Annotated in this window: 26 protein-coding genes; 21 read left to right on the top strand and 5 right to left on the bottom strand. The window is 70.4% G+C overall.

Annotation, left to right across the window (positions count from 1 at the left end):
• Positions 1–101 precede the first annotated feature (101 nt).
• The 8 genes from G339_RS0120635 (at position 102) to arfB (ending at position 7900) form a co-directional block, all read left to right on the top strand.
• Positions 102–1022, top strand: a complete 921-nt coding sequence (locus tag G339_RS0120635) for a S1C family serine protease (RefSeq protein ID WP_019632967.1) — start codon at positions 102–104, stop codon at positions 1020–1022.
• A 399-nt stretch (positions 1023–1421) separates the two neighbouring features.
• On the top strand, positions 1422–1748 hold the full coding sequence (locus tag G339_RS0120630) for a hypothetical protein (RefSeq protein WP_157407919.1): 327 nt from the start codon (positions 1422–1424) through the stop codon (positions 1746–1748).
• Positions 1749–1750: 2 nt separating this feature from the next.
• Entirely contained in the window at positions 1751–3106 is a 1356-nt protein-coding gene (locus G339_RS39015) for a WXG100 family type VII secretion target (protein ID WP_157407918.1), read from the top strand.
• Positions 3103–4296, top strand: a complete 1194-nt coding sequence (locus G339_RS34695) for a S8 family serine peptidase (RefSeq protein WP_019632964.1) — start codon at positions 3103–3105, stop codon at positions 4294–4296. The genes G339_RS39015 and G339_RS34695 overlap by 4 nt, the downstream gene beginning before the upstream one ends.
• A gap of 13 nt (positions 4297–4309) precedes the next feature.
• A complete protein-coding gene (locus G339_RS0120615) occupies positions 4310–4774 on the top strand; it encodes a hypothetical protein (protein WP_157407917.1) in 465 nt (154 codons plus the stop codon).
• The gene (locus tag G339_RS38025; protein ID WP_084693342.1) at positions 4774–6387 is read left to right on the top strand and encodes an alpha/beta hydrolase; all 1614 of its coding nucleotides are present in this window, start codon (positions 4774–4776) and stop codon (positions 6385–6387) included. Before G339_RS0120615 ends, G339_RS38025 begins: the two co-directional genes overlap by 1 nt.
• A 35-nt stretch (positions 6388–6422) precedes the next feature.
• Positions 6423–6968 (top strand): hypothetical protein, encoded by a 546-nt coding sequence (locus tag G339_RS39010; RefSeq protein WP_157407916.1) that lies wholly within the window; start codon positions 6423–6425, stop codon positions 6966–6968.
• A gap of 506 nt (positions 6969–7474) precedes the next feature.
• Positions 7475–7900, top strand: coding sequence for an alternative ribosome rescue aminoacyl-tRNA hydrolase ArfB (arfB, locus tag G339_RS0120600; protein ID WP_019632961.1), 426 nt, complete (start codon positions 7475–7477; stop codon positions 7898–7900).
• Positions 7901–8435: 535 nt separating this feature from the next.
• Here arfB and def read toward each other — a convergent pair.
• On the bottom strand, positions 8436–8969 hold the full coding sequence (gene def, locus G339_RS0120595) for a peptide deformylase (protein WP_019632960.1): 534 nt from the start codon (positions 8967–8969) through the stop codon (positions 8436–8438).
• A 63-nt stretch (positions 8970–9032) separates the two neighbouring features.
• On the bottom strand, positions 9033–10016 hold the full coding sequence (locus tag G339_RS0120590; RefSeq protein ID WP_019632959.1) for a DivIVA domain-containing protein: 984 nt from the start codon (positions 10014–10016) through the stop codon (positions 9033–9035).
• Between the two features lie 277 nt (positions 10017–10293).
• Here G339_RS0120590 and G339_RS0120585 point away from each other — a divergent pair, with 277 nt between their 5' ends.
• The 5 genes from G339_RS0120585 (at position 10294) to G339_RS0120565 (ending at position 17874) form a co-directional block, all read left to right on the top strand.
• Positions 10294–10818, top strand: a complete 525-nt coding sequence (locus G339_RS0120585; protein WP_019632958.1) for a gamma carbonic anhydrase family protein — start codon at positions 10294–10296, stop codon at positions 10816–10818.
• 40 nt (positions 10819–10858) lie between these two features.
• A complete protein-coding gene (locus G339_RS0120580) occupies positions 10859–15331 on the top strand; it encodes a hypothetical protein (RefSeq protein ID WP_026341631.1) in 4473 nt (1490 codons plus the stop codon).
• Between the two features lie 184 nt (positions 15332–15515).
• Positions 15516–15686, top strand: a complete 171-nt coding sequence (locus tag G339_RS39520; RefSeq protein ID WP_019632957.1) for a hypothetical protein — start codon at positions 15516–15518, stop codon at positions 15684–15686.
• Positions 15687–16096: 410 nt separating this feature from the next.
• Entirely contained in the window at positions 16097–16714 is a 618-nt protein-coding gene (locus tag G339_RS0120570) for a DUF47 domain-containing protein (protein WP_026341630.1), read from the top strand.
• Positions 16711–17874: an inorganic phosphate transporter gene (locus G339_RS0120565; RefSeq protein WP_019632955.1), complete on the top strand. Its 1164-nt coding sequence runs from the start codon at positions 16711–16713 to the stop codon at positions 17872–17874. Before G339_RS0120570 ends, G339_RS0120565 begins: the two co-directional genes overlap by 4 nt.
• A 74-nt stretch (positions 17875–17948) precedes the next feature.
• On the opposite strand, the gene G339_RS0120560 is transcribed toward G339_RS0120565, so the two are convergent.
• Positions 17949–18554: a hypothetical protein gene (locus G339_RS0120560; RefSeq protein WP_205625597.1), complete on the bottom strand. Its 606-nt coding sequence runs from the start codon at positions 18552–18554 to the stop codon at positions 17949–17951.
• A 439-nt stretch (positions 18555–18993) separates the two neighbouring features.
• Entirely contained in the window at positions 18994–19242 is a 249-nt protein-coding gene (locus G339_RS0120555) for a hypothetical protein (RefSeq protein WP_019632953.1), read from the bottom strand.
• Between the two features lie 249 nt (positions 19243–19491).
• On the opposite strand from G339_RS0120555, the gene G339_RS0120550 reads away from it, so the two are divergent.
• The 8 genes from G339_RS0120550 (at position 19492) to G339_RS34685 (ending at position 23020) form a co-directional block, all read left to right on the top strand.
• Positions 19492–20355, top strand: a complete 864-nt coding sequence (locus G339_RS0120550; RefSeq protein ID WP_026341628.1) for a helix-turn-helix domain-containing protein — start codon at positions 19492–19494, stop codon at positions 20353–20355.
• Positions 20356–20366: 11 nt separating this feature from the next.
• Positions 20367–20579: a DUF397 domain-containing protein gene (locus G339_RS38020; protein WP_338028942.1), complete on the top strand. Its 213-nt coding sequence runs from the start codon at positions 20367–20369 to the stop codon at positions 20577–20579.
• Positions 20580–20705: 126 nt separating this feature from the next.
• A complete protein-coding gene (locus G339_RS0120545) occupies positions 20706–20909 on the top strand; it encodes a DUF397 domain-containing protein (protein WP_026341627.1) in 204 nt (67 codons plus the stop codon).
• A 126-nt stretch (positions 20910–21035) separates the two neighbouring features.
• Positions 21036–21239, top strand: coding sequence for a DUF397 domain-containing protein (locus G339_RS0120540; RefSeq protein ID WP_019632950.1), 204 nt, complete (start codon positions 21036–21038; stop codon positions 21237–21239).
• Positions 21240–21425: 186 nt separating this feature from the next.
• Positions 21426–21626, top strand: coding sequence for a DUF397 domain-containing protein (locus G339_RS38015; protein WP_026341626.1), 201 nt, complete (start codon positions 21426–21428; stop codon positions 21624–21626).
• Entirely contained in the window at positions 21626–21868 is a 243-nt protein-coding gene (locus tag G339_RS0120530) for a DUF397 domain-containing protein (protein WP_338028943.1), read from the top strand. Before G339_RS38015 ends, G339_RS0120530 begins: the two co-directional genes overlap by 1 nt.
• Positions 21869–21991: 123 nt before the next feature.
• Positions 21992–22237, top strand: coding sequence for a DUF397 domain-containing protein (locus tag G339_RS38010; protein ID WP_084693341.1), 246 nt, complete (start codon positions 21992–21994; stop codon positions 22235–22237).
• A 6-nt stretch (positions 22238–22243) separates the two neighbouring features.
• On the top strand, positions 22244–23020 hold the full coding sequence (locus G339_RS34685) for a protein-L-isoaspartate O-methyltransferase family protein (protein ID WP_084693340.1): 777 nt from the start codon (positions 22244–22246) through the stop codon (positions 23018–23020).
• A 112-nt stretch (positions 23021–23132) separates the two neighbouring features.
• Here G339_RS34685 and G339_RS34680 read toward each other — a convergent pair whose 3' ends face one another.
• Positions 23133–23765: a TetR/AcrR family transcriptional regulator gene (locus G339_RS34680; protein WP_019632945.1), complete on the bottom strand. Its 633-nt coding sequence runs from the start codon at positions 23763–23765 to the stop codon at positions 23133–23135.
• Positions 23766–23842 lie beyond the last annotated feature (77 nt).

Genomic DNA, 23842 nt, shown 5'->3' with positions numbered 1-23842 from the left:
GCCCTGTCCACGTCTTCAGGCGATGTTCAGGTACGGCTCAGGGACGACTCAGACGGGTCACCGATATTCGGAGGCAGGCAAGACAAACAGGGGGAACCGACATGACCGAGCCGAACGCCGCAGGGGGCGGGGAACCGCGCCCGCCGTGGGAGACGCCGCAGCCGATGTTCGCGCCGCGCTACGCGCCGGAGACCGCGCCGCGCCGGACGGGCTGGTCGCCCGGCCGCAAGATCGCCGCGGTGGGGGCCGCCGCGATCGTCGCGCTCGGCTCGGGGGCCGCGGGGGCGGCCGTCGCGCTGACGGCGACCGGGGGCGAGACCGTCTACTCCAGCCCCACCGCCGTGTCCGGCGCGAAGAACAGCGGGACGACCGCGCAGGTCGCCGCCGCCGTCAGCCCGAGCGTCGTGTCCATCTCCACGCAGTCCGGCTCCGGGTCCGGCGTGGTGATCCGCTCGGACGGCGTCATCCTCACCAACGCGCACGTCGTCTCGGGGGCGACGCGGCTGACGGTGAAGTTCAGCGACGCCAAAACCGCTTCCGCCACCGTCGTCGGCGCCGACACCTCGCACGACCTCGCCGTCGTGAAGGCCTCGGGCGTGTCCGGGCTGAAGCCCGTCACCTTCGGCGACAGCTCGTCCGTCGCGGTCGGCGACCCGGTGCTGGCGATCGGCAGCCCGCTCGGGCTCGACGGCTCGGTGACGTCCGGGATCGTCAGCGCCCTCGGCCGCGACATCCAGGAGGGCTCCGACGACGACCAGCAGCAGCTTCCGCCGTTCCTGCGCGGCCAGATGACGCAGCAGGAGCAGACCGTCATCCGCGACGCCATCCAGACGGACGCCGCCATCAACCCGGGCAACTCGGGCGGCGCGCTGGTGAACGGCGCGGGACAGCTCATCGGGATCAACACGGCCATCGCGACGTCGGGCAGCGGCTCGTCCGGCAGCATCGGCGTCGGCTTCGCGATCCCGTCCGCCACGGCCAGGCAGGTCGCCTCCAAGATCCTCTCCTCGGGATCGGTCTGAGGCATCAGGACTCACCGGTGGCCCCGCGCGGTCACGGCTCCGGGGGGAGCGGGCGGACGAGCGGCCGCCACCGGTGATGAGGGTCGTGCGGGGCCGGGCCGGGCCCCGCGCGACCCGGCATGGGAGAGCACGGCCGCGTGATCGAATCCCCGTGGATCACGCGGCCGTGTTTCCGTTTGCGGGGGTGCTGTCCACTTCTGCACTGAAGCGCACGAACATGGCGCCACGCCCGCCTGGAGCGATGCATAACCCGCCCCGCTCCCATTCGACTTGACTGATCACCCGCGCTCGGTAAAGGATTCGTGTCGACCCCGCGCTCCCCGGACACACCCATGCCCGAAAGGTGAGCCAATGGCGGGACCAGGCACGTCACGCTACGACCACGCCAAGATCAAGGACGTGGCCAAGAAGATGCAGCGCGAACTCGACCAGCTCACGGGTAGCGGGAGCGTCTCCGACGTGGAGTCGCGCGGCAACGTACCGGCGTCGGCGTTCGGGACGTGGGATGCGGCCCAGTCGTTAGCCGCGACCGTGGTGGCGGGAAATCGGAACATCGCCCGCCTATACGACGAATTCGTCTCCAACCTCGCGGAGTTCGCGGCGGCGTTGTCCAAGATGGCGGACAACTACCGCGAATCCGACGAGAAGATGCTCGCGGACATTCGCTCGATCAACCCGTCCAGCGGCCCCGCCCCTACCCGTTCGTCCGTCAAGGCGGTGGAGTAGCGATGACGCAGTACCAACTCAGGACGGGGACGGCGCCGAGCGGGAACCCGCACGCCTACGGCGACGTCGACAAGATCCGTGCCCTCCTCGACGCGACGGACGCGGATGCCATCGCCAAGGCCGGAGAAGCCCACAAGGCGGCGTCCGAGCATCTCGCGCGGCTGCGCGACGTCCTCGCCCACGCGGCCAGGACGCTGACCGACGTCTGGGACGACGAGGCCGCGACCGCGACCCAGGCGGCGCTCAAGAAGCTCCACACCACGGCGGACGAACTGTCCACCGCGACTGCCAAGGTCGGCGGAACCCTCGACTGGTACGGGGCGGAGATCCTGCCCTGGTACGTCAAGCACAAACCGGGCGCGGGTTGGATCAAGACCGGCGGCGATGACGATTACGCCCGCGAGTACATGAAACGCCTCAACGGCCGCATCACCGAGGCGTGGTCCCGACTGCCCGAGTCGGTCATGGTCCAGAAGGGGCTGAGAATCGTCGACGACCTCCAACCAACCGGCGCTCCGCCACACCCGATGGATCGGGCGGCGGCGAGCGGGCAGCCGACCCAGGCGGCCCCGGGCATTTCGGGCGGCAGTCACGGCGGCCGGGAGCCGGCTGGCGCCTCAGGTGCGCCAGGCAGCTTGAGCGGCCCGCACGGTGGGGGCGGCGTCGGCAGCTCTCCTCCCGGCCAGCATCCCGTCGGTGTGTTTCCTCACGACACCGAGCTTGCGGGTGTGGGCGGTAGCACTGGAATGGGTTCGCCGTTCTCCGGCCCACCCGGTGGGTTCGGTTCCGGAGGCGCTCCAGGAACGTTTGGCGGCCCGGGATCCGCCGTGATCGGTGGTCCTTCAGGCTTGCCTCCGACGCCCGGTGGGGCTCCAGGCAGTCTCGGCCCGCCTGACGGAGGCGCTGGAATGCCGCCTAACGCCGGTTCGGCGGGCGCACGGACAACGTTGGGACGGCAAGCGTCTACGGGGCTGCGCGGAACAGGCCCGATGGGTTCCGGCGGTATGGGGGCAGGTGGCAAGGGCGAAGCGCAAGAGGAACGGCGCCGCGATTACTGGCTCGCGGAGGATAAGGAGAGCTGGGAGGGAGAACCTGCGGTCACACCGGTGATCGGGGCCGAACTCTCGGCCGTCATCGAGTCTGACGAGGACGGTTGGCGCATGGACTCCGCTACCGAGGTCTGGGGCATGGAGCCGGTACCGGAGCCGAACGTGGGCGGTGCGCCGTCCGCGCCACGAGGAGAGCAGGAAGAGGAGTTCTCGCAATCCTCGACCAAGTGTTCCTGCGGTTGTGGAAAGGCGGCTGACGAGCGGCCCGGTCGGTTGGATGCCCCACCGGAACTTCGAGGTGACGGATGATCCGCCTCTCGCGAGCACTGCGGTCGTTCGTCGCGGTGTGTCTTACTGCGCTTCCGCTGCTCGGTCCTGCCGTCGCGTCAGCGGCCGCAGCCGCTCCGCGCCAGGAGGAATGGTGGTTCACGACCTGGAGCGTCCAGCAGAAGGTCTGGCCGGTGTCCAAGGGAGCCGGTGTCACGGTGGGCGTGATCGACACAGGCGTGGACGGGCAACTCCCCGAGTTCGACGGTCGGCTCCTCCCCGGTTGGGACACAGAGGGAAACGGAACCGATGGGCGGACCGACACCGACACCCAGAAAGACATGTTCGATAAAGGCGGCTTCGGTCATGGGACGGGGATCGCAGCGTTGATCGCCGCGAACGGTGCTCGCACCGGCATGATCGGGCTCGCGCCGGACGCCCGGATCCTTCCCGTCGCCGTCCGCGACATCTCGGGCTACATCGCGGGTATGAACTGGGCGGTCGACCACGGAGCGAGCGTCATCAATATTTCCGCTGCGTGGCACGGGAACCACGGCGAGGGCCGCTGCTCGAAGGACCTTCAGGATGCCGTCGACAAGGCGCTGGAACACGATGTCGTCGTGGTGGTCGGTTCCGGTAATTACGCAGGTCGATACTTTATGGAACCGGGCGACTGCCCTGGCGTCCTGACGGTCGGTGCCGTGGGCGCCGACATCAAGCCGTGGTCCGACTCGACACGGCATCCATCAGTCGATCTCGCCGCACCCGGAGTCCAAATTGGAACTCTCGACCGGACCGGAAAGGTCGTTCGGGTCAATGGAACGAGCGCATCGACGGCGTTCGTCTCCGCCATCGTGGCGCTCGTCCGTTCCAAGTACCCCCAGATGTCGGCGCGGGAGGTCGTGCAGCGGGTCCTCGCCACCGCCAAGGACGTCGGCCCCGCAGGGAAGGACGAGCAAACCGGCTACGGCCTGGTGATGCCCTATCGGGCGCTCACCGCCAAGGTCGCGGCCGATGCCCCGAACCCCGTGTACGCGGAATGGGATCGTCATCGCGCGGAGGCCCCGGCACCGACCGTCTCGGCGCGGCCCGTGGCCGAGAGCGAGTCGAGCGCGGTGTTCACACCGAAGAGGCTCGCGCTGATCGGCGGCGGTGCCGTCGTGCTGCTCGCAGTCGTCGGCGGGGGAGCGATCCTGATCGGCCGGTCTCGACGGCGAACCGGGATCGGTTGAGGGAGCACCGCGAATGACCGAGAACACGATCAACCAACTGCTCAATCCGCAGCCGCAGAAGCCGCTTCCCCCGGATGTAGAGAAGTCGCTGCCACCGTGGATGCAGACGCCGAAGCCGCAGACGACTCCACCCGCAACGCCGGGCCAGCCGCCCGCCGGCGGAGGCGGAATGTCCGCGATGGACCCGTCCGCGCTACGGGCCGCAGGCGCGTCGGCCGATGATTCGGCGGAACACGCGCGCCAGGCATCCAAAGCCTTCCCGGCCGAAACGGAAAAGGCGGCCGGGATGCTGAGCGGCTGGGCGACGGCCGCCGAGATGGAGAACGTCGCCCACGCCTGGTTGACGGCGCTGCAGCGAATGTCCGACGAGGTCGAGTTCCTCGGCGACGCGGTCCGCAAGTGCGCCGACAACCGCCAGTCGGCGGAAGCCGAGATGAAGCAGCAGATCACCGCGATCCGAACAGGACACGCTCACTAGTGGTTTCCTTCACCCAGTTACGCGACGCGAAGCTAGACGGCCTCGACGCGGCCTGGCGCTCGTGGCGAAAGTCGGTAGAGCAGCTCGAACAGGCCGAAGACGTCTACCGCGACAAGTTCCTCCAAGGCGTGCGCCGCTCGAAGTGGACCGGCAAGGACGCCGAAGCCGCCCTCCGCACGCTCGTCCCCGTCCAGGAACGCATCCGAGTCGCCTCAGCCGAAGCCGCGTCGATCGCCAGCGTGCTGAACAGCGCCCAGAAAAAGTTCCAGGCGGCGCAGACAAAGCTTCTGAACGCCATCAACAACGCCCAGATGCGCTACCTGAAGGTCGGCAGTGACGGTTCAATAGATTTTCCTGACGTACTTCCTCCCGCCTACGGTAATTGGGGTCAGTTCAAGCAGGTGGCCAGTGGAATCCAGCGGGAGTTTGTCGATGCTTTGGAGGATGCGCGGAAGGCGGACCGGGAGATCGTGGCGGCCCTCGGCAGGCTGACGCCTGATATTCTCGACTCAGGGCGTCCGCTCGCGGGCCTTCGTGACGACGCACGCATGGCAACCGATCTGGCCGGGTTCGAATCGGATGAGATTCCGCCTAAGAATGTCAGGACTCCGAAAGAGGTCGCTGATTGGTGGAAAAATCTTCCGGAGGAACAGCGCCATCTGTTGATGGGCGCTTACCCGAACTCGATAGGCTGGCTTGACGGGATACCGACTGAAGACCGAGACGAAGCCAACCGGATCGACCTGCAGCATCGCCTTTCTTCCATTGAAGCTCATGGAGGACCGCGGACCCCGGCCGAGAGACGGCTCTTTGCGTTGCAGGAGCGGTTGGATTTTTATGGCATGGGTGGGTCGGATCGTGGCCTCGTGCGCGATTCTCGGGAAGTTTACCTGCTGGGACTGCGCAACGATGGCGACGGCCGAGCCATTGTTGCTTTTGGTAACCCCGACAAAGCAAAAAATACTGCGGTTTACGTACCGGGAACGAAAGACGATCTCGATCGCTTCCCTGGAATCATGCGAAGAGCCGATCGTCTTTGGGAGGCGTGCAATAAGCTCGCACCCGGTCAGACGTCGACCATTGCCTGGCTTGGTTACGATGCGCCTGATTCGGTTTTCCCTGCCGCCGTCGGTTCTGGTTATGCGGTGCATGGAGCGCCCAAGCTCGACGGGTTCATTGACGGTCTCCGCCAGTCGCACGCCGACGCCGGGTTGCCGAAAGGTCACGTCACGGTGGTAGCGCACAGTTACGGCAGTGTCGTGGCCGCAGAGGCTGGGCGCCAGGGCAATGGCCTGGCGATTGATGACATGGTCACCGCTGGAAGTCCCGGTATGAGAGTGGGGCATGTCAAGGACCTCCACATCGACGGTCGGCATTTCTGGAGCCAGATGGATGGGGGCGATGTCACCGGCTGGGCGGGTCGGATGGTCCACGGCGGTCCAGGCGGGGTGATTCCGGGGGACAGAGAATTCGGTGGTAACTCGACCGTGACCGACACCGAGGGACACAGCGGTTATTGGAATCGAGGTAGTGAGACGCTCAAGAACCAGGCGAGAATCATCGTGGGCGACTATGGGAATGTTTCGCTCGAATGGGGAAGGCCCCCGGGATGAGTGGTAGAAGGCTGGGGCTCGCGATCTACCTGGTCGTGCTGCTGGTCACCCCCTGTGCTGGTTGTCACATTGTGGGAGTCGAGATGAAAGATTTGCCAGTAGTTGATGACAGGGTTGCGGCGGCGAAGCTCAACCAATTCTTTGACGAAGTAATTCGCGGCCTCGCGCTGCCGCAACAGCATACCGGGCGCAGTGGAAGCCCCGATTCCTGTGGGAATGATTCCGACGTTGAGTATTTTTCCAACGGGGACTACAGCCCTTATCAGCTCGTAATATTTTCGCGAATCGAAGGGGTGCCTCGGACTGATATATTGCCGGCGCTCAGGCGGCTGAAGGTGTTCGCCGAGAGTTCCGGCTGGGCGATCTCGAAATTTGGCCCCAGTGGGAGCAAGCCCGAAATCAACGAGCTGTCTGGAATGGACCCGTCGAGTGGTTACGGTTTCACCATCGACGCCCTGTATGAACAGGGAGCCATCGCTTTCAGTGTTGGATCGCCTTGTCTGCTCGATCCGCGCGATTCGCGCGCCAAGAGGGGCGGTCGGTCAAGTCGCGGTACGCGGGAGCAGCCGGGTGCCGACTGAGAATTGAAGAGGCGAGGTCATGATGGAAGCGGACGGTCACGATGACGTCGTGGCGTCCGGGGCGTCCCGACGCGAGCGACGAGCCGGCCGGGGAGTGCATGTGAACAAACCAGAAGGGAGAAGCGATGAGTGGACTGTTCGGCTGTTACTTGTGGGCGTGCTGTTCCCCATGGTCGCCAGCCCGGTACTTTTCTTCCTTGGTCCGCACATCGCGGCGATCGACACCCACGCCGACTGGGTTTTCATCTACTTCCTCCCCTCATGCACTGCGGGTGTCGCCGGGATCTGCGGTTTCGCGCGGCTGGTGACGCGTGTCCCGAGTCCAGGGGCTCTGGGGGTCGCGTTGGTGACCATCGCCTGCGGAGTGGCGACGATCGTCACGTTGGTGTTCGGCTCCCTGTGCTTGCTGGGGGCTTCAATCGGTGAGGACGACGGGGGCTGGTTGCCTTCGGAGGCCGGCGGAAAACCGGGAGACTCGGCTGGGGGCTCGTGGGGATAATGGCGGTATGCCTGACCACGTTCGTGTCCGTGACTCGGTCTTGATTCCCGAGGCCGAGCTGAGTTGGCGGTTCTCGCGGTCGTCCGGGCCTGGCGGGCAGCATGTCAACACCAGTGCCACGGCCGCCGAGTTGTCGTTCGATGTCGCCAACTCGCCGTCGCTGCCCGAGCCGTTGCGCGATCGAGCGTTGCAGCGGTTGGCGGGGCGGCTCGTGCGCGGGGTGCTCACCATCCGCGCGGAGGAGTACCGGTCTCAGCAGCGGAACCGGGACGCCGCTCGGGCCCGGCTCGCTGCCATTCTCGGGGACGCCATCGCGCCGCCGCCGAAGAAGCGCGTCCCGAAGAAGATCCCGCGCGGGATCAACGAGCGGCGGCTGGAGAACAAGAAGCGCCGCTCGGACGTCAAGCGTCAGCGGTCCGCGCGCTGGAGCTGAGCCCCGGTTCTGGCGGAGCGCCGCCGGTCATCGGCTCCGGCGACCAGGCTGGTCCCCTGCGCGTCGTGCGGCGTCAGCCGCTCGTCCTGTTGCGCCCATGAGTTGGATCAGTCAGCCGCGCGTGGTGCGGCGTCAGCCGCGTGCCCTGCAGCGCCTGTGAGCTGGGTGAGACAGCCGCGCGTCGCGGGAGTTCAGCCGCGTGTGCCGCTGCGCTTGTGAGCTGAATGGGTGAGCTGCGGGTCGCGTGGCGTCGATCGTGTGTCCTGCTGCGCCCGTGAGCTGGGTGAGACGCTCGTGGGTCGTGCCGATTCAGCCGTGTCCGCTGCGCTTGTGAGCTGAATGAGTCAGTCGCGCGCCGCGTCGCGTCAGTCGTGTGTCCTGTCGCGCTCGTGGGCTGGGCGAGTATGCCGCGTCGCGCGCAGTCGGCCGTGGGTACCGCTGCTCACATGAGTTCGGTGAGACGGCCGGGAGTCCTGTCGAGTCGGTCGCGCGGTGCGGGATGGGTTGGGCTCAGGAGTCCGGGACCGGGCGGGGTTCAGCCGCGGGTCATGCGGATGGCGCGCATCGCCTCTCGGCGGGAATCGCCGGAGAGGGTGTCGATGTAGACGGAGCCGTCCAGGTGCCCGCATTCGTGTTGGAGGCAGCGCGCGAAGTAGCCCGTGCCCTCGACGCGCAGCGGCGCGCCGGTGCGGTCGGCGCCCGTGACGACGGCGCGCGCGAAGCGCGGGGTGGGGAAGCGCAGGCCGGGGACGGACAGGCAGCCCTCGGCGTCGGTCAGGGTCTCGCCGTCCGCCTCGACGAGGACGGGGTTGACGACGTGCCCGACGCGGCGGCGGCCCCGCGCGTCCGAGCAGTCGTAGACGAACACGCGGAGCCCGACGCCGATCTGGTTCGCGGCGAGCCCCGCGCCGTCCGCCTCGTACATCGACGCGAACATGTCGTCGACGAGGCGGCCGAGCGCGGCGTCGAACGCGCGGACCGGGTCGCACGCGGAGCGCAGCACCGGGTCGCCGAGGAGGCGGATCGGGCGGACGGTCCCGTCGCCCCCGCCCCGTCGCCGGGACGCCATGCGGTCTCTCCTTCGGTCGCGGGACGCGGTCCGGCGAGGCGCGCCGGACCGCGTCCCCAGGCGTCAGGCGCTTTCCGCGGGCCGTTCGGCGGGCCGGTGCTGGACGCTCTCGGCGTCCGCGTCGGGCCGGGCGGCTGCGGCGGCGGCCGCGGGCTTGGGCGCGGCGGCCGGGGCGGGCGCGTCCGCGACCGTCGCGTCCGGGTCGGGCCGGCCCATCGCCTGCGGCGGCGCGCCGGCCGCGCCGGCCGGGGCGGGCGCGGCGTGCCGGGCCGCGGCGGCCTTCGGCGCGGCGGCGGCCGGCGCGGGCGCCGGGTTCGCCGGCTGCGCCGGGGCCTTGCGCGGGATCGGCTGCTTGACCGCGTCCTCGACCATCTTCTCCAGCGGCCCCGCCTCGTTCTCGGCCGTCAGCAGCCGGTGCAGGGTCTCGCTGATCTCGGTGAGGCGCTGGAGCGCCTGCGTGTGGTTGCGGGTGAGCTGCGTCAGCCGCTGCGTCGCGCCCTCGTTGATGACGCTGGCGCGCCGCTCCGCCGACGTCAGGGTGCGCTCGGCCTCCAGACGCGCCGTGGTGACGGTCTGCTCGGCCTCCTGCTTGGCCGACGTCAGGACGCTGTCGGCCTCCTTCTTCGCCGACGCGAGGACCTGTTCGGCCTTCTCCCGGGCCTGCCCGAGGTCGCGCTCGGCGTGCGAGCGGGCCTCGTCGACGATGCGCTGCGACTCGCGCTCGGCCTCGTCGCGGATCTGCTCGCCGCGCGCCTTGGCCTGCGCGACCTTGTCCTGGGCCTCGTCCTCGGCGAGGTTGATGATCTGCTTGAGGCGGTCGCTGAGGTCGTCGCCGGTCGGCTTGCGGGCCTCGCGGACCTCGGCCATCTCGCGGCGGATGGCCTCGTTCTCGCTGAGCGCCCGCGCCAGCCGGACCTCCTGCTCGCGGAGCTTGCTCTGGCAACGGGCGATGTACTCGTCGACATGGCGGCGGTTGTAGCCGCGCATGACGATCTCGAAGTTCTCCTCGCGCTGGAGGTTCGGCAGGATTTCCGCTTCGTTGCTCATGATGCCTTGGGGGTCGTCGGCGGGGGGATCACCCCGCCAGGGTTCGGTTGCGGTCCTCGCCGCCCCGCCCGCGATCCACGCCGCCCCTGCGGGGCGGACACGATTGAGAGAACGGCACCCTCGACCTTGTCCGGTCCACCCCTATTCGCGCAACCGGAACACCGTTCTTGCTGCCGTTTCTTCATCCGGGACGTGTCCGCAAACTAGCGAATTTCCGTAGATCTCGCGTGCCGTCCCGGCGTGGGGGCGCGGCGCGGCGGGTCCTACGATCGCGTCCATGAGCGGCTACGTGGGTTCTCTCGACGACGACGCGCCCGACATCCACCCCGGGGCGTGGATCGCCCCGAACGCGGTGGTCGTCGGGAAGGTTCGGCTGGGCCGGCGGTCCAGCGTCTGGTACGGCTCGGTGCTGCGCGCCGAGGACGCGGAGGTCGTCGTCGGCGACGAGGTCAACATCCAGGACCTGAGCTGCCTGCACGCCGACCCCGGCTTCCCGGCCGTCCTGGAGGACCGCGTCAGCCTGGGCCACAAGGCGATGGTCCACGGCGCGCACATCGAGACGGGCGCGCTGATCGGGATCGGCGCGGTCGTGCTGAACGGCGCGCGGATCGGCGCGCACACGCTCGTCGCGGCGGGCGCGCTCGTGACGCCCGGCAAGAGCTTCCCGTCCGGCGTGCTCGTCGCGGGCGCGCCCGGCAAGGTCGTCCGCGAGCTGACCGACGACGACCGGCTCGTCCTGGAGTACACGCCGAAGGTCTACATGGAGAAGGCCGAACGGCACGCGCGCGCCGTCTGGAGCTGACGAAAAGGGGCGAGTCCGGCGCTCTGGCTACGATGACCGGGTGGTGTGGGGACCGGGCTATGGCAGTGCTCCGCCGCCCAGCCCCCGTGCGGGGGGCGACGCGTTCGCGGCGGCCGAGGCCGACACGCGCGCGCTGGTCGCCGCGCCGTGGTGGCCGACGGCGCCCCTGCAGCAGCGCCAGCAGCTGATCGCGGGGCGCGTCCTCGTCCTGCCCGAGGGCACCGGCTGGGTGTTCGGCGCGTGGGCGCGCTGGTACCGGATGAACCCGGGCGGGCGGCAGTGGTTCCTGTGCCCGCCGCCGCTCAACCCGGCGACGCGGGCGGCCGCGCGGCCCGCGAGCGAGGTCGGCGCGGTGTTCCCGCCGCTGCCGCCGCACGTCGTCCCGGCCAACGGCGGGTTCGAGACGCCGCCGCCCGCGCCGCGGCCGTTCCTCGGCACCGGGTTCGCGCCCGCGCTGACCGACCGCGTCCGCGCGACGGTCGAGGCCGCGGCGGCGCTGCCCGCCGCCGACTACCCGCACGCCCGCCCGGAGTTCGCGCGGCACGTGCCCTCGACGGTCGTCGCCGCGTGGGACGTGCTGCTGTTCTGCTGCGTCACGCCCGTCTTCGACGCGCGCCGCGACGCCGAGATGCTGGACCTGTGGGGCCCGTACCGCTCCCGGCCGCTGCCGAAGGTGGACGGGCCGCGCTGGCTGACGCCGCCGACGCTGGAAACGCTCGTCCGCCCGTACACCGAGCGGCTGCGCGCGAGCCGCGTCGAGGCGGCCATCGTCGTGCTGCGGACGATGTGGGCGGTCGCGAACGCGCTGCGCGAGGACCCGCGGCTCCGGCTGCGCGCCGACGCGCTGCTGGAGATCCTCGCGCCGACGCTCGGCAGCCCGACCGTCGACTACGGCGCGCTCCCGTACGGCGACGCGGCCGTCGCGCAGCAGTGGATGACGCGCTGCCCGTGGCGCGCCGTCGCGTCGCTGCGCGGCGAGATGTCGCCCGGCGACGCGTTCCGGCACGAGTTCTACTCGACGGCCGAGGCGCTGGCCGACCACACGGGCGACCCGGCCGCGCCCGAGTTCGTCGAGCCCCGGCTCGTCGCGGCGGCGCTGCTGGCGGCGGACCTGTCGGTCGTCCGCGCGAACGTCGTCACCGAGACGGCCCAGTGGCTCGACGCCGAACTGCGCTACACCGTCGAGGCGGTGCTGGCCGGACCCGGCCATCCGCTGCGGCGGCTGTGGCCGGACGACATGCGCCTCGCCGAGCCGCTCGCGTCCTCGGTGCGGCGCGGCGGGCAGGCCGCCGAGGAGGCGCTGCTCGCCGCCGTCTACGCGATGGACCTCGCGTGGTGCCGCGCGGCCGGGATGCCCGCGCGGCCGCGCGGCTTCCCCGTCCCTACGGCGATCATCGCGGGCATCGTCGGCCGGGACCGGGCGCGCGCCACCGCGCGGTCCACGACCATCACGCCGCCCGCGCCGCCGAAGCCGCCGCAGCAGCCGCAGAGCGCGCAGTCGCGGCCGGGGTTCGCGCCGGGGACGCCGCCGCCCCCGGCCGTTCCGGACCAGCCGGGCCGCCCGTTCGTGCAGCCGCCCGTGGCGGGGAACCAGCAGCCGGGGCTCGTGCCGCCGCCGGGCGCGGTGCCGCCGGGGCCGGCCGCCGAGCCGGGACGGGCGGAGTTCGGCATGCCCGCGCCGGGTGACGCGCCCGGGTGGGCCGGGTACGGCGCGCCGGGGGCCGGGGCGCCCGGCCAGGACGGGGCTGGGGCGCCCGGTTACGGGGTGCCTGGGGCCGGGGTGCCTGGTCAGGATGGGCTTGGCGCTGCGCCGGGTTATGGCGTGCCTGGTCAGGATGGGTCTGGCGTCGCGCCGGGTTATGGCGTGGCCGGTGCGGACGGGCCTGGCGCTGCGCCTGGCTACGGGGTGCCTGGGGCGGGCGTTCCGGGTGCGGACGCGCCTGGCGTTGGCGCGCCCGGTTACGGCGGGCCTGGTCAGGTCGGGCCGGGGGTTGGAGGACTTGGCCAGGGGACGCCTGGTTCCGGTGCGCCCGGTCATGGATCGCCTGGTCGCGGGCCGGGCGCGCCCGGGGCCGGGGCATCCGACGCGAACGCGCCCGGCGCGGAGGCGACGCGCGAGGCCGGGGACGGCGGGTTCGCGCCGCCTTACACCGCGCTCGGCTTCGGGCGGTCCGGCGGTGCCGCGCCCGACCGGCCGCCCGTCGCGGCGGGGCCGCAGCCGGAACCCGAGCCCGAGGGCGACATCGCGCCGCCGTACACGGCGCTCGGCTTCGGCCAGCCCGGCCAGCCCGGCGCGCAGCCCGGCCAGCAGCACAGCCATCAGTCCGGCATGCCGTCCGGCCAGCAGCCCGGCGGGCAGCCGGGCCAGCCCGGCGGACCGTCCGGTCAGCCCGGTCACCAGCCCGGCGTGCAGCAGGGCCGGCAGCCAGGCGGGCTGCCCGGTCAACAGGGCCGGCAGCCCGGCTATCAGCCTGGCGCGCAGCAGGGCCAGCCCGGCCAGCCCGACCAACTCGGCGACCAACCCGGCGGCCCGTCCGCGCCCCCGCAGTACCTCCAGCAGCCCGCGCCCGGCACGGAAGACGACACCGCGCCCGACGAGCCGTTCGACGCCGACGGCACCCGCGTGGACGGCCCCCCGCGCGGCGCGCCCGTCCCGCCGCGCCCCGGCCCGTCCGGCCCGCCGCGCACCCGCGTCCTGTCCGGCGGGGCCCCCGACGAGGCGGGCGTCGAGCCCGCCCCGCCGACGACCCGCGAACCCCCGCCCGGCACGCGGATCATGTCCGAGACGATGATGGGCAGCTTCGATTTCCTGGACGACACTCCCGCCCCGGAGACGCCCGTCGCGGAGATCCCGCCCCCGCGCGACCGCAGCGAGCGCCGCGTCGTGGAGCGTTACGGCATCGTGTTCATGTCGGGCCCGGAGGACGCGGCCGTCCTGCTCGGCGAGGTCCGCGAGCAGGTCGAGGCGTGGAACGCGCTGGCGGGCGACGACGGCGCGGGCACCCGCGTGGACGGGCGGCCGGGCGTGCGGTCCGGCGTGCCGAGCGTCCTGCTCGTCGGGGCGCCGCACACGGGGCAGCGGCGGCTGGCGCGGCTCGTCGCGCTGACGATGGCCGACGCGGGCCACGGCGACGGCGCGCTGCGCGCCCACGAGGCCGAGGACGTCCGGGACGCGCCGCCCGACCGCCTCGCCGCGCTGGTGTCGGGCGACGGCCCGGCGGTGCTGTTCGAGCGGTTCGACGCGGCGGTGACCGGTTCGGCGGACCCGGTGGCGGCCGCCGCCGCGGTGCGCCGCGCGCGGCGCGATCCGACGAACGCCGTCCCGCTCGTCGCGACCTGCGACCCGCGCGCCTACCAGCGGCTGCGCCGCGACCATCCCCGGCTGGCCGAGGCGTTCCGCGTCTACCGCCTGCCGGACTTCACCGGCGTCGATCCCCGGATGACGCTGCTCAACCTGCTCGCCGACGAGCGCCGCGTCACGGTCGGCCCGGACGCCCTGGAGGCGGCCCGCGCCGACCTGGAGCGGCTGCGCGGCCCCGGCGACCTGGTCAACGCGCGGCTCGTCGAGGCGTACCTGGACCAGGCGTGCCGCCGCCATCTGGAGCGCGCGGGCGCGTCCCGGGACCGCCTGGTGCTGTCCGCGCAGGATCTCGCGGGCGTCGCGGAGAGCATCGAGCCGGCGCTGCGCCCGCCCGGCGACATCGACGGCTACCTGTCGCGGCTGGACGCGCTGACCGGCTTGGAGGACGTCAAGGAGACCGTCCGCGACCTGGTGGAGCGCGCGGAGACGGCGGCCGGGCGGCGTCGGCACGGCGTCGGCGGCGGCGAGCCGCTGCACCTGCTGTTCACCGGCGCGCCCGGCACGGGCAAGACGACCGTCGCGGGCCTGCTCGGCGGCATCTACGCGGCGTTCGGGCTGCTGGAGTCCGGGCACGTCGTCGCGTGCCGCCCCGTCCACCTGGCGGGCCGCGACCGCGCGGACACCGAGGCGCGCGTCGCCGCGATGGCCGACCAGGCGCTCGGCGGCGTCCTGGTGGTGCAGGAGGCGGACCGGCTGGACCGCGCGCCCGCCGTCGTGGACGAGCTGCGCGCCGTCCTCGCGGCCCGCGGCGACCGGTTCATGCTCGTCTGCACAGGCCCGTCCGCCGAGATGGACGGTTTCCTCGCCGGGAACCCGGTCTTCCGCGGCGAGTTCGCGCGGCGGCTGGAGTTCACCGGCATGGGCGACCGCGACCTGGTCCTGCTCTTCCAGCAGTACGCCGAACGCGACCTGTACGTCCTGGACGAGGAGCTGCGCGCCGAGCTGCTCAACCGCTTCGAGGCGATGCGCGGCGATCCGGCGTTCGCCTACGCGCGGACGGTCCGGACGCTGTTCGAGCAGACCGTCGCGCGGCAGGCGGCCCGGCTCGCGGGCGCGGACGTGAACGCGGCGACGGTAGCGCGGCTGACGGCGTCCGACCTGCCCGCGACGCCGCTGGAGCGGATGCTGGGGGACTTCCACCAACGTGGTTGACGTCCGATTTGACTGGTTGACGGTGGCCCGTCCGGACCATGCCGCCGCCCGCCCGGGAATGGCACTCATGGGCCATGTGCGCGGCGCGGACCGGCGCGTAGCCTGACGTTCAGGAGCGCCCCGGGCGGCGGGCGCGCCACCCAGCGCCCCGCGCGACGGCGGGGCCGACCAGGAGGTGGACGCGATGCACCGGCAGAACCTCGATCTGCGCGTCCACGACCGCGTCGCCCTCGACGAGATCGAGCTGTACGCCGAGATGCTCAGCGCGGTCGCCGAGGCCGAGGGTCCGCTGACCCTCGCCGAGATCGACTCCGTGCTCGGCGTCGTCGAGGAGGGCGCGGTCGTCGCGCGCTGACCCGTCCCGCGCCGCGGCGGCCCGCGCCGCCCGGCGGCGCGGCCGGTCCCGGTCCCACCGGAACGGCGGCCGGATGCGGCCGAAATCCCCCGATCCGCGGCCCCGCCGCCGGGTGCCGCGAACGCCCGCGAGGACCGGTCCGCCACGCGCGTCCCGCACGTCCCGCGCCCACCGCCGGACGGGGTGTAACCAATCTCACCTGTGCTCGCGCGGACTCGTCGGCGCGACGGCGTTTCGGCGCGGCTCGCGCGCACCGGGGGGAGCCGCCGGGGTGTGCCCGGAGTGATCTAGGGCAGTCTTGTAGGTGGAGAGGTCGGTGGACACCGGTCGAAGCCAGGGCAAAGGTTCTTTTTACGGCCGGTAGCGCCTACGATCCTCTGCGGACTGTTCCGGCACTTCAGGAGAACGACGTGCGCTTGCGTCTCACGCCGCGTGAGGACAGCTTCTACGACATGTTCGCCGACTCGGCGAACAACCTGGTCACCGGCGCCAGGCTGCTCGTGGAGCTCATCAGCGACGGCGCCGATCGTGCGGCGATCGCCGAGAAGATGCGCGCCTGCGAGCACGCGGGCGACGAGGCGACCCACGCGATCATGCGGCGGCTGAACGAAACGTTCATCACGCCGTTCGACCGCGAGGACATCTACCAGCTCGCCTCGTCCATCGACGACGTCATGGACGAGATGGAGGAGGCCGCCGACCTGGTCGTCCTCTACAAGATCGAGGAGTTCCCCAAGGGGATCGTCCACATGGTGGAGGTCCTGGAGCGCGCCGCCGAGCTGACCGCCGAGGCGATGCCCCGGCTGCGCTCCATGAAGGAGCTGAACGAGTACTGGATCGAGATCAACCGCCTGGAGAACCAGGGCGACCAGGTGTACCGCAAGCTGCTGGCGCACCTGTTCAGCGGTGAGTACGACACGCTGACCGTCCTGAAGCTCAAGGAGGTCATCGACCGGCTGGAGGACGCGGCCGACGCCTTCGAGCACGTCGCCAACACCGTCGAGACCATCGCGGTCAAGGAATCGTGAGCGCCGGGAAGTCGCCGGGCTCGGTGGCCGATCCGCCCGGACCGCCCGCCCCGCCGGAGCCGTCGCTCGCCGAGCAGGCCCGGCGGGGGCCGCGTCGCTTCTGGCTGCTGCTGCCGGTCGGCGTGCTGCTGGTGATGGCGCTCGGCGCGCTCGGGCTCCGCTCGGACGCGCAGGCGGCGGTGCTCGTCCTGGTCGTGGTCGTCGCGCTCGTCTTCGACTACACCAACGGGTTCCACGACGCCGCGAACGCCATCGCGACATCGGTGTCGACGCGGGCGCTGCGGCCCAAGGTCGCGCTCGGCATGGCCGCCGTGATGAACATGGTGGGCGCGCTGCTCGGCGTCGAGGTCGCCAAGACGATCAGCGACGTCATCACGCCGCCGAGCGGGCTCCACGGGCTGACGGTCGTCGCGGCCGGAGTGCTCGGCGCGATCAGTTGGAACCTCATCACCTGGTACTTCGGGCTGCCGTCGTCGTCGTCGCACGCGCTGATCGGCGGGGTCGTCGGGGCGGGGCTCGCGTCGTCCTCGTCGGTGCGGTGGAGCACCGTGGTCGACAAGGTCGCGGTGCCGATGGTGGTGTCGCCCGTCATCGGGTTCCTCGTCGCGTACGGGGTGATGGTGGCGATCCTGTGGATCTTCCGGCGGGCGAACCCGAGCCGTGTCGTGCGGCGGTTCCGCATCGCGCAGACGGTGTCGGCGTCGTCGATGGCGCTCGGGCACGGGTTGCAGGACGCGCAGAAGACGATGGGCATCATTGTGCTGGCGCTGGTCGTCACGGGACATTCGGACGGGCAGTCGGTGCCGCTGTGGGTCATCGTCGCGTGCGCGGGCGCGCTGTCGCTCGGGACGTACGCGGGCGGCTGGCGCATCATGCGGACGCTGGGCCGCAAGGTGATCGAGCTCGATCCGCCGAAGGCGTTCGCCGCTGAAGCGACCTCTTCGCTGATCCTGTACTCGGCCGCGTACCTCTGGCACGCTCCAATCTCCACGACGCACACCGTCACGGCCGCGATCATGGGTTCGGGGGCGACCAAGCGGCTGTCCGCCGTCCGCTGGGGCGTCGCGGGCAACATCCTCGTCGCGTGGGTCCTGACGATGCCCGCCGCCGCCCTCGTCGCGGCTGTCGTCTATTGGTTGGTCCACCTCTTCGGTGCTTGATCCGGCGGGCCGCCTCCGGGCGGCCCGCCGTCTCGTTAACTCGGCGGGTTCGCCCGGCGCGGCCCGCCGGTCCGTCACACGACGGGGACGAGCGTGTACTCGTCCAGCCGTACGAGGAGCTGCGCGGCGCGCACCCACGGCAGCCGGCGATCGCCGTACCCGACCGACGCCGCCTCGACGGCCAGCCTGCCCCGCCCGTCCGGCGTGTGCAGGATGCCGTGGACCCCGGCGAGCGCGAACCGCTCCGCGCGCAGGGCGACGTGGCCGGGCCGCAGGTGCGGGCACGAGCGCACCGCCCGCCGGGCGCACGGGACGCAGATCGGCGGGTGCGCGGTGACGATCGGCGCGGGCCACGGGTTCTCGGTGTACTCGGTGTCGTTCAGCAGCCACAGCGGCCCGCCGTCGTCGGTGCCGCAGGGCATCGCGCACACCTGGCACAGGAGGCGTCGCATGGCGCGCCGCTGCCGCAGGTGGTGGACGCGCCCGAACTCGGGCCGACCCCGGCCCGGACTGTTCCCCGTCCGGACCCACAGGACGCCGTCGCGGTCCCGGTCGAGGGGATTCTCGTCGGCGTAGGCGATGCGGTTCCCCCGGACGACGAGCCGGTACGGGGGTGTGGTTTCCGACGACCACGCGGCGATGTAGGGGACCGGGCCGCGCCCGGCCGTTGGAATCTGCATCGGTGCGGCGGGGAGCGGCGGCTTCCAGGACTGTTTCTGCGGACAGGCGGACATGGTCGGGGTTCCTCGTCTCGGGGCGGCGGACGGCTTCGTCGGCGTCCGCGATCGGACGGACGGTGCGGGGCCGGAGCCGCGCGGGCCGGGTGAGCCGCGCGAGTCCGGCGATCGGTGGGGCGGGTAAGACAGGGCGGGCGGATGGTCAGTGCTAGCCGGGTCGGGACAGGATCAGACGTCCCTAGACAGGCCAGGCTGAAGTCGTGGCTGGCTGGCTAAGCAAGGTCGGCTGGCCGGGACGGTGGAGTTGAACTAGGGCGCGCCTGGCCAGGCCCGGTGAGGATCGGCCGGGTCGGTCGAGCGGCTGGACGGGCTGGCCTCTCGCGGCCGAGCGCGACGACCGGACGCGAGGCGGGTCGGCGGACGGCCCGGACGTACGGAGCGGTCAGGCGGGGACGCGCCGCGCCGGGTTCGGACGCGGTTCGCGGTCCGTCAGCTCGATGGACTCCTGCGCTTCGAGCTGGGCGCGCAGGTCGTCCGGGCCGTTGGCGACGAGCGTGGCGGCCAGGCCGCGCCGGGAGTCGTGGTCGGTGAGGTAGCGGCGGCGGGTGGCGCAGATCAGCGCGCCGTGTCGGCTGGACCAGAAGGACCAGCCGGGCCAGACGGCCCGGAGGCCGGAGAGCGCTTCGCACATGGTTGCTCCTTGGCTGCTGGACGCCCCGGCCGCGCCCGCGCACGCCACGGCGAGCCCGCAGGCGTCACCGCAACCACACGACCAACCCGGCCGGGACCTCGGTATGCCCCCAAGCATGAGAGCCGTAGAGGAAATTTTCAAGACGATAGTTTCAACGCGACTGAATCATGTCGATATGACCGCATCGCAGGGTCGCGGCAGAGGTGGCAAGCTAGATCGCTGACTCAACGTGAGCGGAGGAGACAACTCATGGCAGGGCGACGTAATAGCCCCACGCTTCGGCGACGCCGCTTGTCGGCCGAGCTGCGGGCTATGCGCGCCCAGGCAGGCTTGACCAGCGCCGAAGCGACAAAGCGCCTCAACTGGTCGGGCGGACGACTGACGAAGATGGAGCGCGGCGAGTGGACCCGCCCGAACCCGCAGAACGTGCGGGATCTCTGCGACCTCTACGGCGCGACACCCCAGCAGCGTGAGTACCTGCTCGAACTGGCGCGACGTGGTCGAGAGAAAGGATGGTGGCACGAGTACCGGAACATGCTCAGCGAGGACTACACGACGCTGATCGGGTTGGAGGCCGAGGCCGCCACCGTGCTGACCTTCGAGCCTCTGATGTTCCACGGCCTGCTTCAGACGATCGACTACGCCCGCGCGGTCATGACGAACGGGCCTGCGGAGCTGCCGGAGGATGTGATCGAGAAGCGCGCCGCGATCCGCGTCGAACGCCAGAAGCTCCTCAACGGCGATGATCCGCTCCGGCTCTGGGCCATCGTCGATGAAGCCGCGCTCCACCGGCAGATCGGAGGGCGTGACGTACTGCGCGACCAGCTTCGACACGTGCTCCAGGTAGCGTCCGAGATGCCCAAAGTGACCATCCAGGTCGTGCCGTTCGCGAAGGGATCGCACCCCGGGATGTCGGGGGCGTTCGCGATCCTGGAGTTTCCGGAGCCGATGGACCCGGATGCTGCGTACACCGAGAACCTCGCTGGTGAACTGATGGTTGAGGAACCCGAAGACGTCGCCCGCTTTAAGGTCGGGTTCCAGCACCTGCAAGGTGTCGCGCTCGATCCGAGCGATAGCATGGCGGCGATCTCCGCTGCGGCGGAGCGACTCTAGGGCACTAGGAGATGCAAGACATGCGCCATCCGCAGCACCGTAGTCACGAGTGGCGGAAAGCAACAAGGTCGAACGAGACCGGCTCTTGTGTTGAGCTGGCCGACCTCGTGTCGGGCGTGGGCGTTCGTGATTCACAGGACCCAGATGGTCCAGTGCTGATCTTCGTTCGCAGTGCTATGGCTGACCTCGCGGTCCATATCCGCAACGGCTTTCACGACTTGTAGCGGTTTCGTGAGTGTTCTAGCACCCTCAATCTCGACTCCCGACCCCCGCGTTAGTATCCGACTCGACGTTTCGGTCGCATCAAAGAACCAGCAAGCCGTAGTCGAACGGATGCCCAGGGAGTGAACATGTCGGAGTCGCAGTACGTACGGGCGCAGTGGCGCAAAAGTAGTAGGTCAAACCAGGGCGGTGCTTGCGTGGAACTCGCGGCGCTCGCTGGTGAGATCGGCTTCCGCGACTCGAAGAACCCGGCTGGGCCGGTGCTGGTGTTCGGTCGCGGTGCGGTGACCGACCTCGCGGCCCGCATCCGCGCTGGCCTCCACGAGCTGTAGCGGTTTCGCGAGTGTTCTAGCACCTCCAGTCCAGCAGTAGATCCACGCGCTAGCGTCAGCCCGTCGCTTCGGCCACGTTAGAGAACGAGCAATCTGTACGCGAACGGTTACCTTACGGGAGCGAACGTGCCGAAGCAGCAGTATGTTCGGGTGCAATGGCGTAAGAGCAGCAGGTCGACGCCAAGGGGGTCGTGCGTCGAGTTGGCCGACTTCGGATCGGGTGTCGGTGTTCGTGATTCGCGGGACCCGGATGGCCCGGTGCTGTTGTTCGGCCGCGCCGCGGTGGCCGACCTCGCGGGCCGCATCCGCGACGGCATCCACGAGCTGTAGCGCAGGCCGTCCCAGCGCTCGCGGGCGCGTCCATGCGCGCTACTGAAGGTATCCGCTGGGGCGTCTCGACTCTTGGCCGTGGGTCGTGATGTGCTGGATCGGGGATGGCGCTCGGGCTGAGCGCCATCCACCCCCGGTGCTCTTCGCGAGGCCAACGGCTGGTCTCCAGATCGCGGAGGTGTTGGCGTGCCCGATGGTCGCAAGGCCACGAACTGGCGGAAGGCCACTCGCTCACTTCAAAAGACCGCGTGCGTCGAGATGGCAGATATCGCGGGCGCTGTCGGAATCCGTGACTCCAAGGCTCCTGAGACTGGCGTGATCAAGCTCGACCGCGCCGCCTTCGCGGCTGTCGTGAAGGACGTCCGCACGGGCAACCTAGACCTGTGATGGCGGCACTTCGGCCGTCGATGACCGAGAGGCATACCAAGATGCCGGACCAGCGGCTCCATCACGTTTGGCGGAAGTCCAGTTACTCCAGCAACACTGGCGAGTGCGTTGAAATAGCCGACCTCGTGTCCGGCGTGGGTGTCCGTGATTCGCGTGATCCGGACGGCCCGGTCCTCGTATTCGGTCGTGGTGCGATGGCAGACTTGGCCGCCCGCATCCGCGACGGCCACCACGAGTCGTAGCGCAGGTCGTCGCGGTGCGCGCGAGCGTGTTCGGCGGCGTTGCTGAAAGCCCTCGCCGGGTAGGTCTCGACTCGTAACCGTGGTTCGCTTGTTCGGCGATGGCACCCGAGTCCAGCGTCATCTATGGGGTCGACCGTTTGGGCTTCAGATCACGGAGGGTTTGTCGTGCTCGATAATCGTGAGACGGTGCATTGGCGGAAGGCGAGTTACACGACTCAGAATGGCGCATGTGTTGAACTCGCGAGAACTTCCGACATGATTGCGATCCGTGACTCGAAGTCCCCGGTAATGGGCATGATAAAGCTGGACCGCGCCGCCTTCGCGACTATCGTTGAGCGCATCCGCAAAGATGGTTTCGATGTCCTGTAATCGGTCATGCGGCGTGAAATGACTGCGGGTCCGGTGATTTTTCCTGCGCTTCCCGCTGTTGATCGCCGTGTTTTCATCCCGGATGACATCTGGCTCCTGACGGATGGGACGTGGCGGCGCGTGTCGCGGCGGGACGACCCGGCCGTGTGGAATCAGGTCGTCGTGGCGGACGATGCCGTGGTCACACAGCTCAAGGACGGTATCTGGCCGTCGTCGTCCTCGTCGGCGCCGACCGTGATGGCGCGAATGATCGCGGCGTTGCGCTTGGAGCCGGGCATGAGGGTCCTGGAGATCGGGACCGGGACCGGCTGGAACGCGGCCCGCCTCGCCGCGCTCGGCGCCGACGTCGTCTCGGTGGAGATGGACGGCGACATCGCCGCCCAGGCGCGCGCGAACCTGCGGAATGCGGGATACGGGAACGTCCTCGTCGTCGCCGGTGATGGAGAGCACGGCGCGCTCGACCACGCGCCGTTCGACCGCGTCATTTCCACGGCGGCGGTCCGGCGCCTCCCGTTCGCGTGGGTGGAGCAGTGCGCCGAAGGCGGCCTCATCGTGACCCCCTATACCGGCGAGGGGCACGTGGACGCGCTGCTCGTCTTCACCGTGTCCGCGAACGTCGCTCGCGGCCGAGTGCAGGGCAACGCGTACTTCATGCCCCTGCGTGGCCACGGAGTCCCGCAGGCTGAGCAGCGCGCGACCGAGTCCCACGACGAACTGCGCATCGAGGTCACCAAGGAAGGACAGCACCTCAGCTACGGCGAGCGGCAAAGCTCAACCGGGTAGCCGTCGCTTCTACGGATGAGGCCATGTTCCGTCCCATGCCCGTGTGTAGCCTTCCCGGCCCCCTGGAATCCGTGACCGGCGCTTCGTGCGCCCCTGCGGAACCCGGTTGTTCTCAAGGCGTGCCGAAGTGGCCGGGGCAGGCCCGGCCGGGGCCGTGGCGGTGCTCCCGGCGGGGGTAGCGCCCCGCGTTGAGCAGGGCTGCGGCGGCTGTGCGGGCGTGGTGGGCCGGGGCCGGGTCGGCGGTGATGCCGGCCGTCACGATCGCACCTTCGGCGAGCAGGAAGATCGGCTCGGCCTGGCGCGCGCCGGTGGCGCGGACCCATTCGGTGATCTGGTCGTGGAACGCCTGCTTGTGGGAGCGGACTTCGGCCAGCACCGCCGGGGACGACGGGCTGAGTTCTCCGTGCGCGTTTATCCACGCGCAGCCGCGGAAGCCCGGCTCGGCGAACCAGTCGGCCAGCCACTCGAAGACCCGCAGGACTCGTTCGCGGGGGTCCTGCGCCTGCTCCACGTAGGTCGCCAGGTTTCCCCGCCAGCGCTCGTCCCGGCGTCTGAGCACGGCCACCACCAGATCGTCCTTGGCGGCGTAGAGCCGGTAGATCCGCTTGAGCGGCAGGCCCGACGCCGCCCGGACCTCGTCCATGCCGACCGCCTGGATTCCCCGCTCGTAGAACAGCCCTTCTGCCGCGTCCAGCAACGCTGCGCGGTCGAGCCGTGTCTGCTCCTCGGTGATCGGCGCGGGCATCCGAAGCTCCTTGACGTTGAGAACGGGCGTTCTCTACCTTAGTCGTCTCACATCGAGAACGATCGTTCTCAACCTAG

The organism is Actinomadura atramentaria DSM 43919 (assembly GCF_000381885.1).
In the GTDB taxonomy this organism is placed as follows: domain Bacteria; phylum Actinomycetota; class Actinomycetes; order Streptosporangiales; family Streptosporangiaceae; genus Spirillospora; species Spirillospora atramentaria.
The sequence above is the reverse complement of the archived record's forward strand: the minus strand, read 5'-3'. Positions and strand labels throughout refer to the sequence as shown.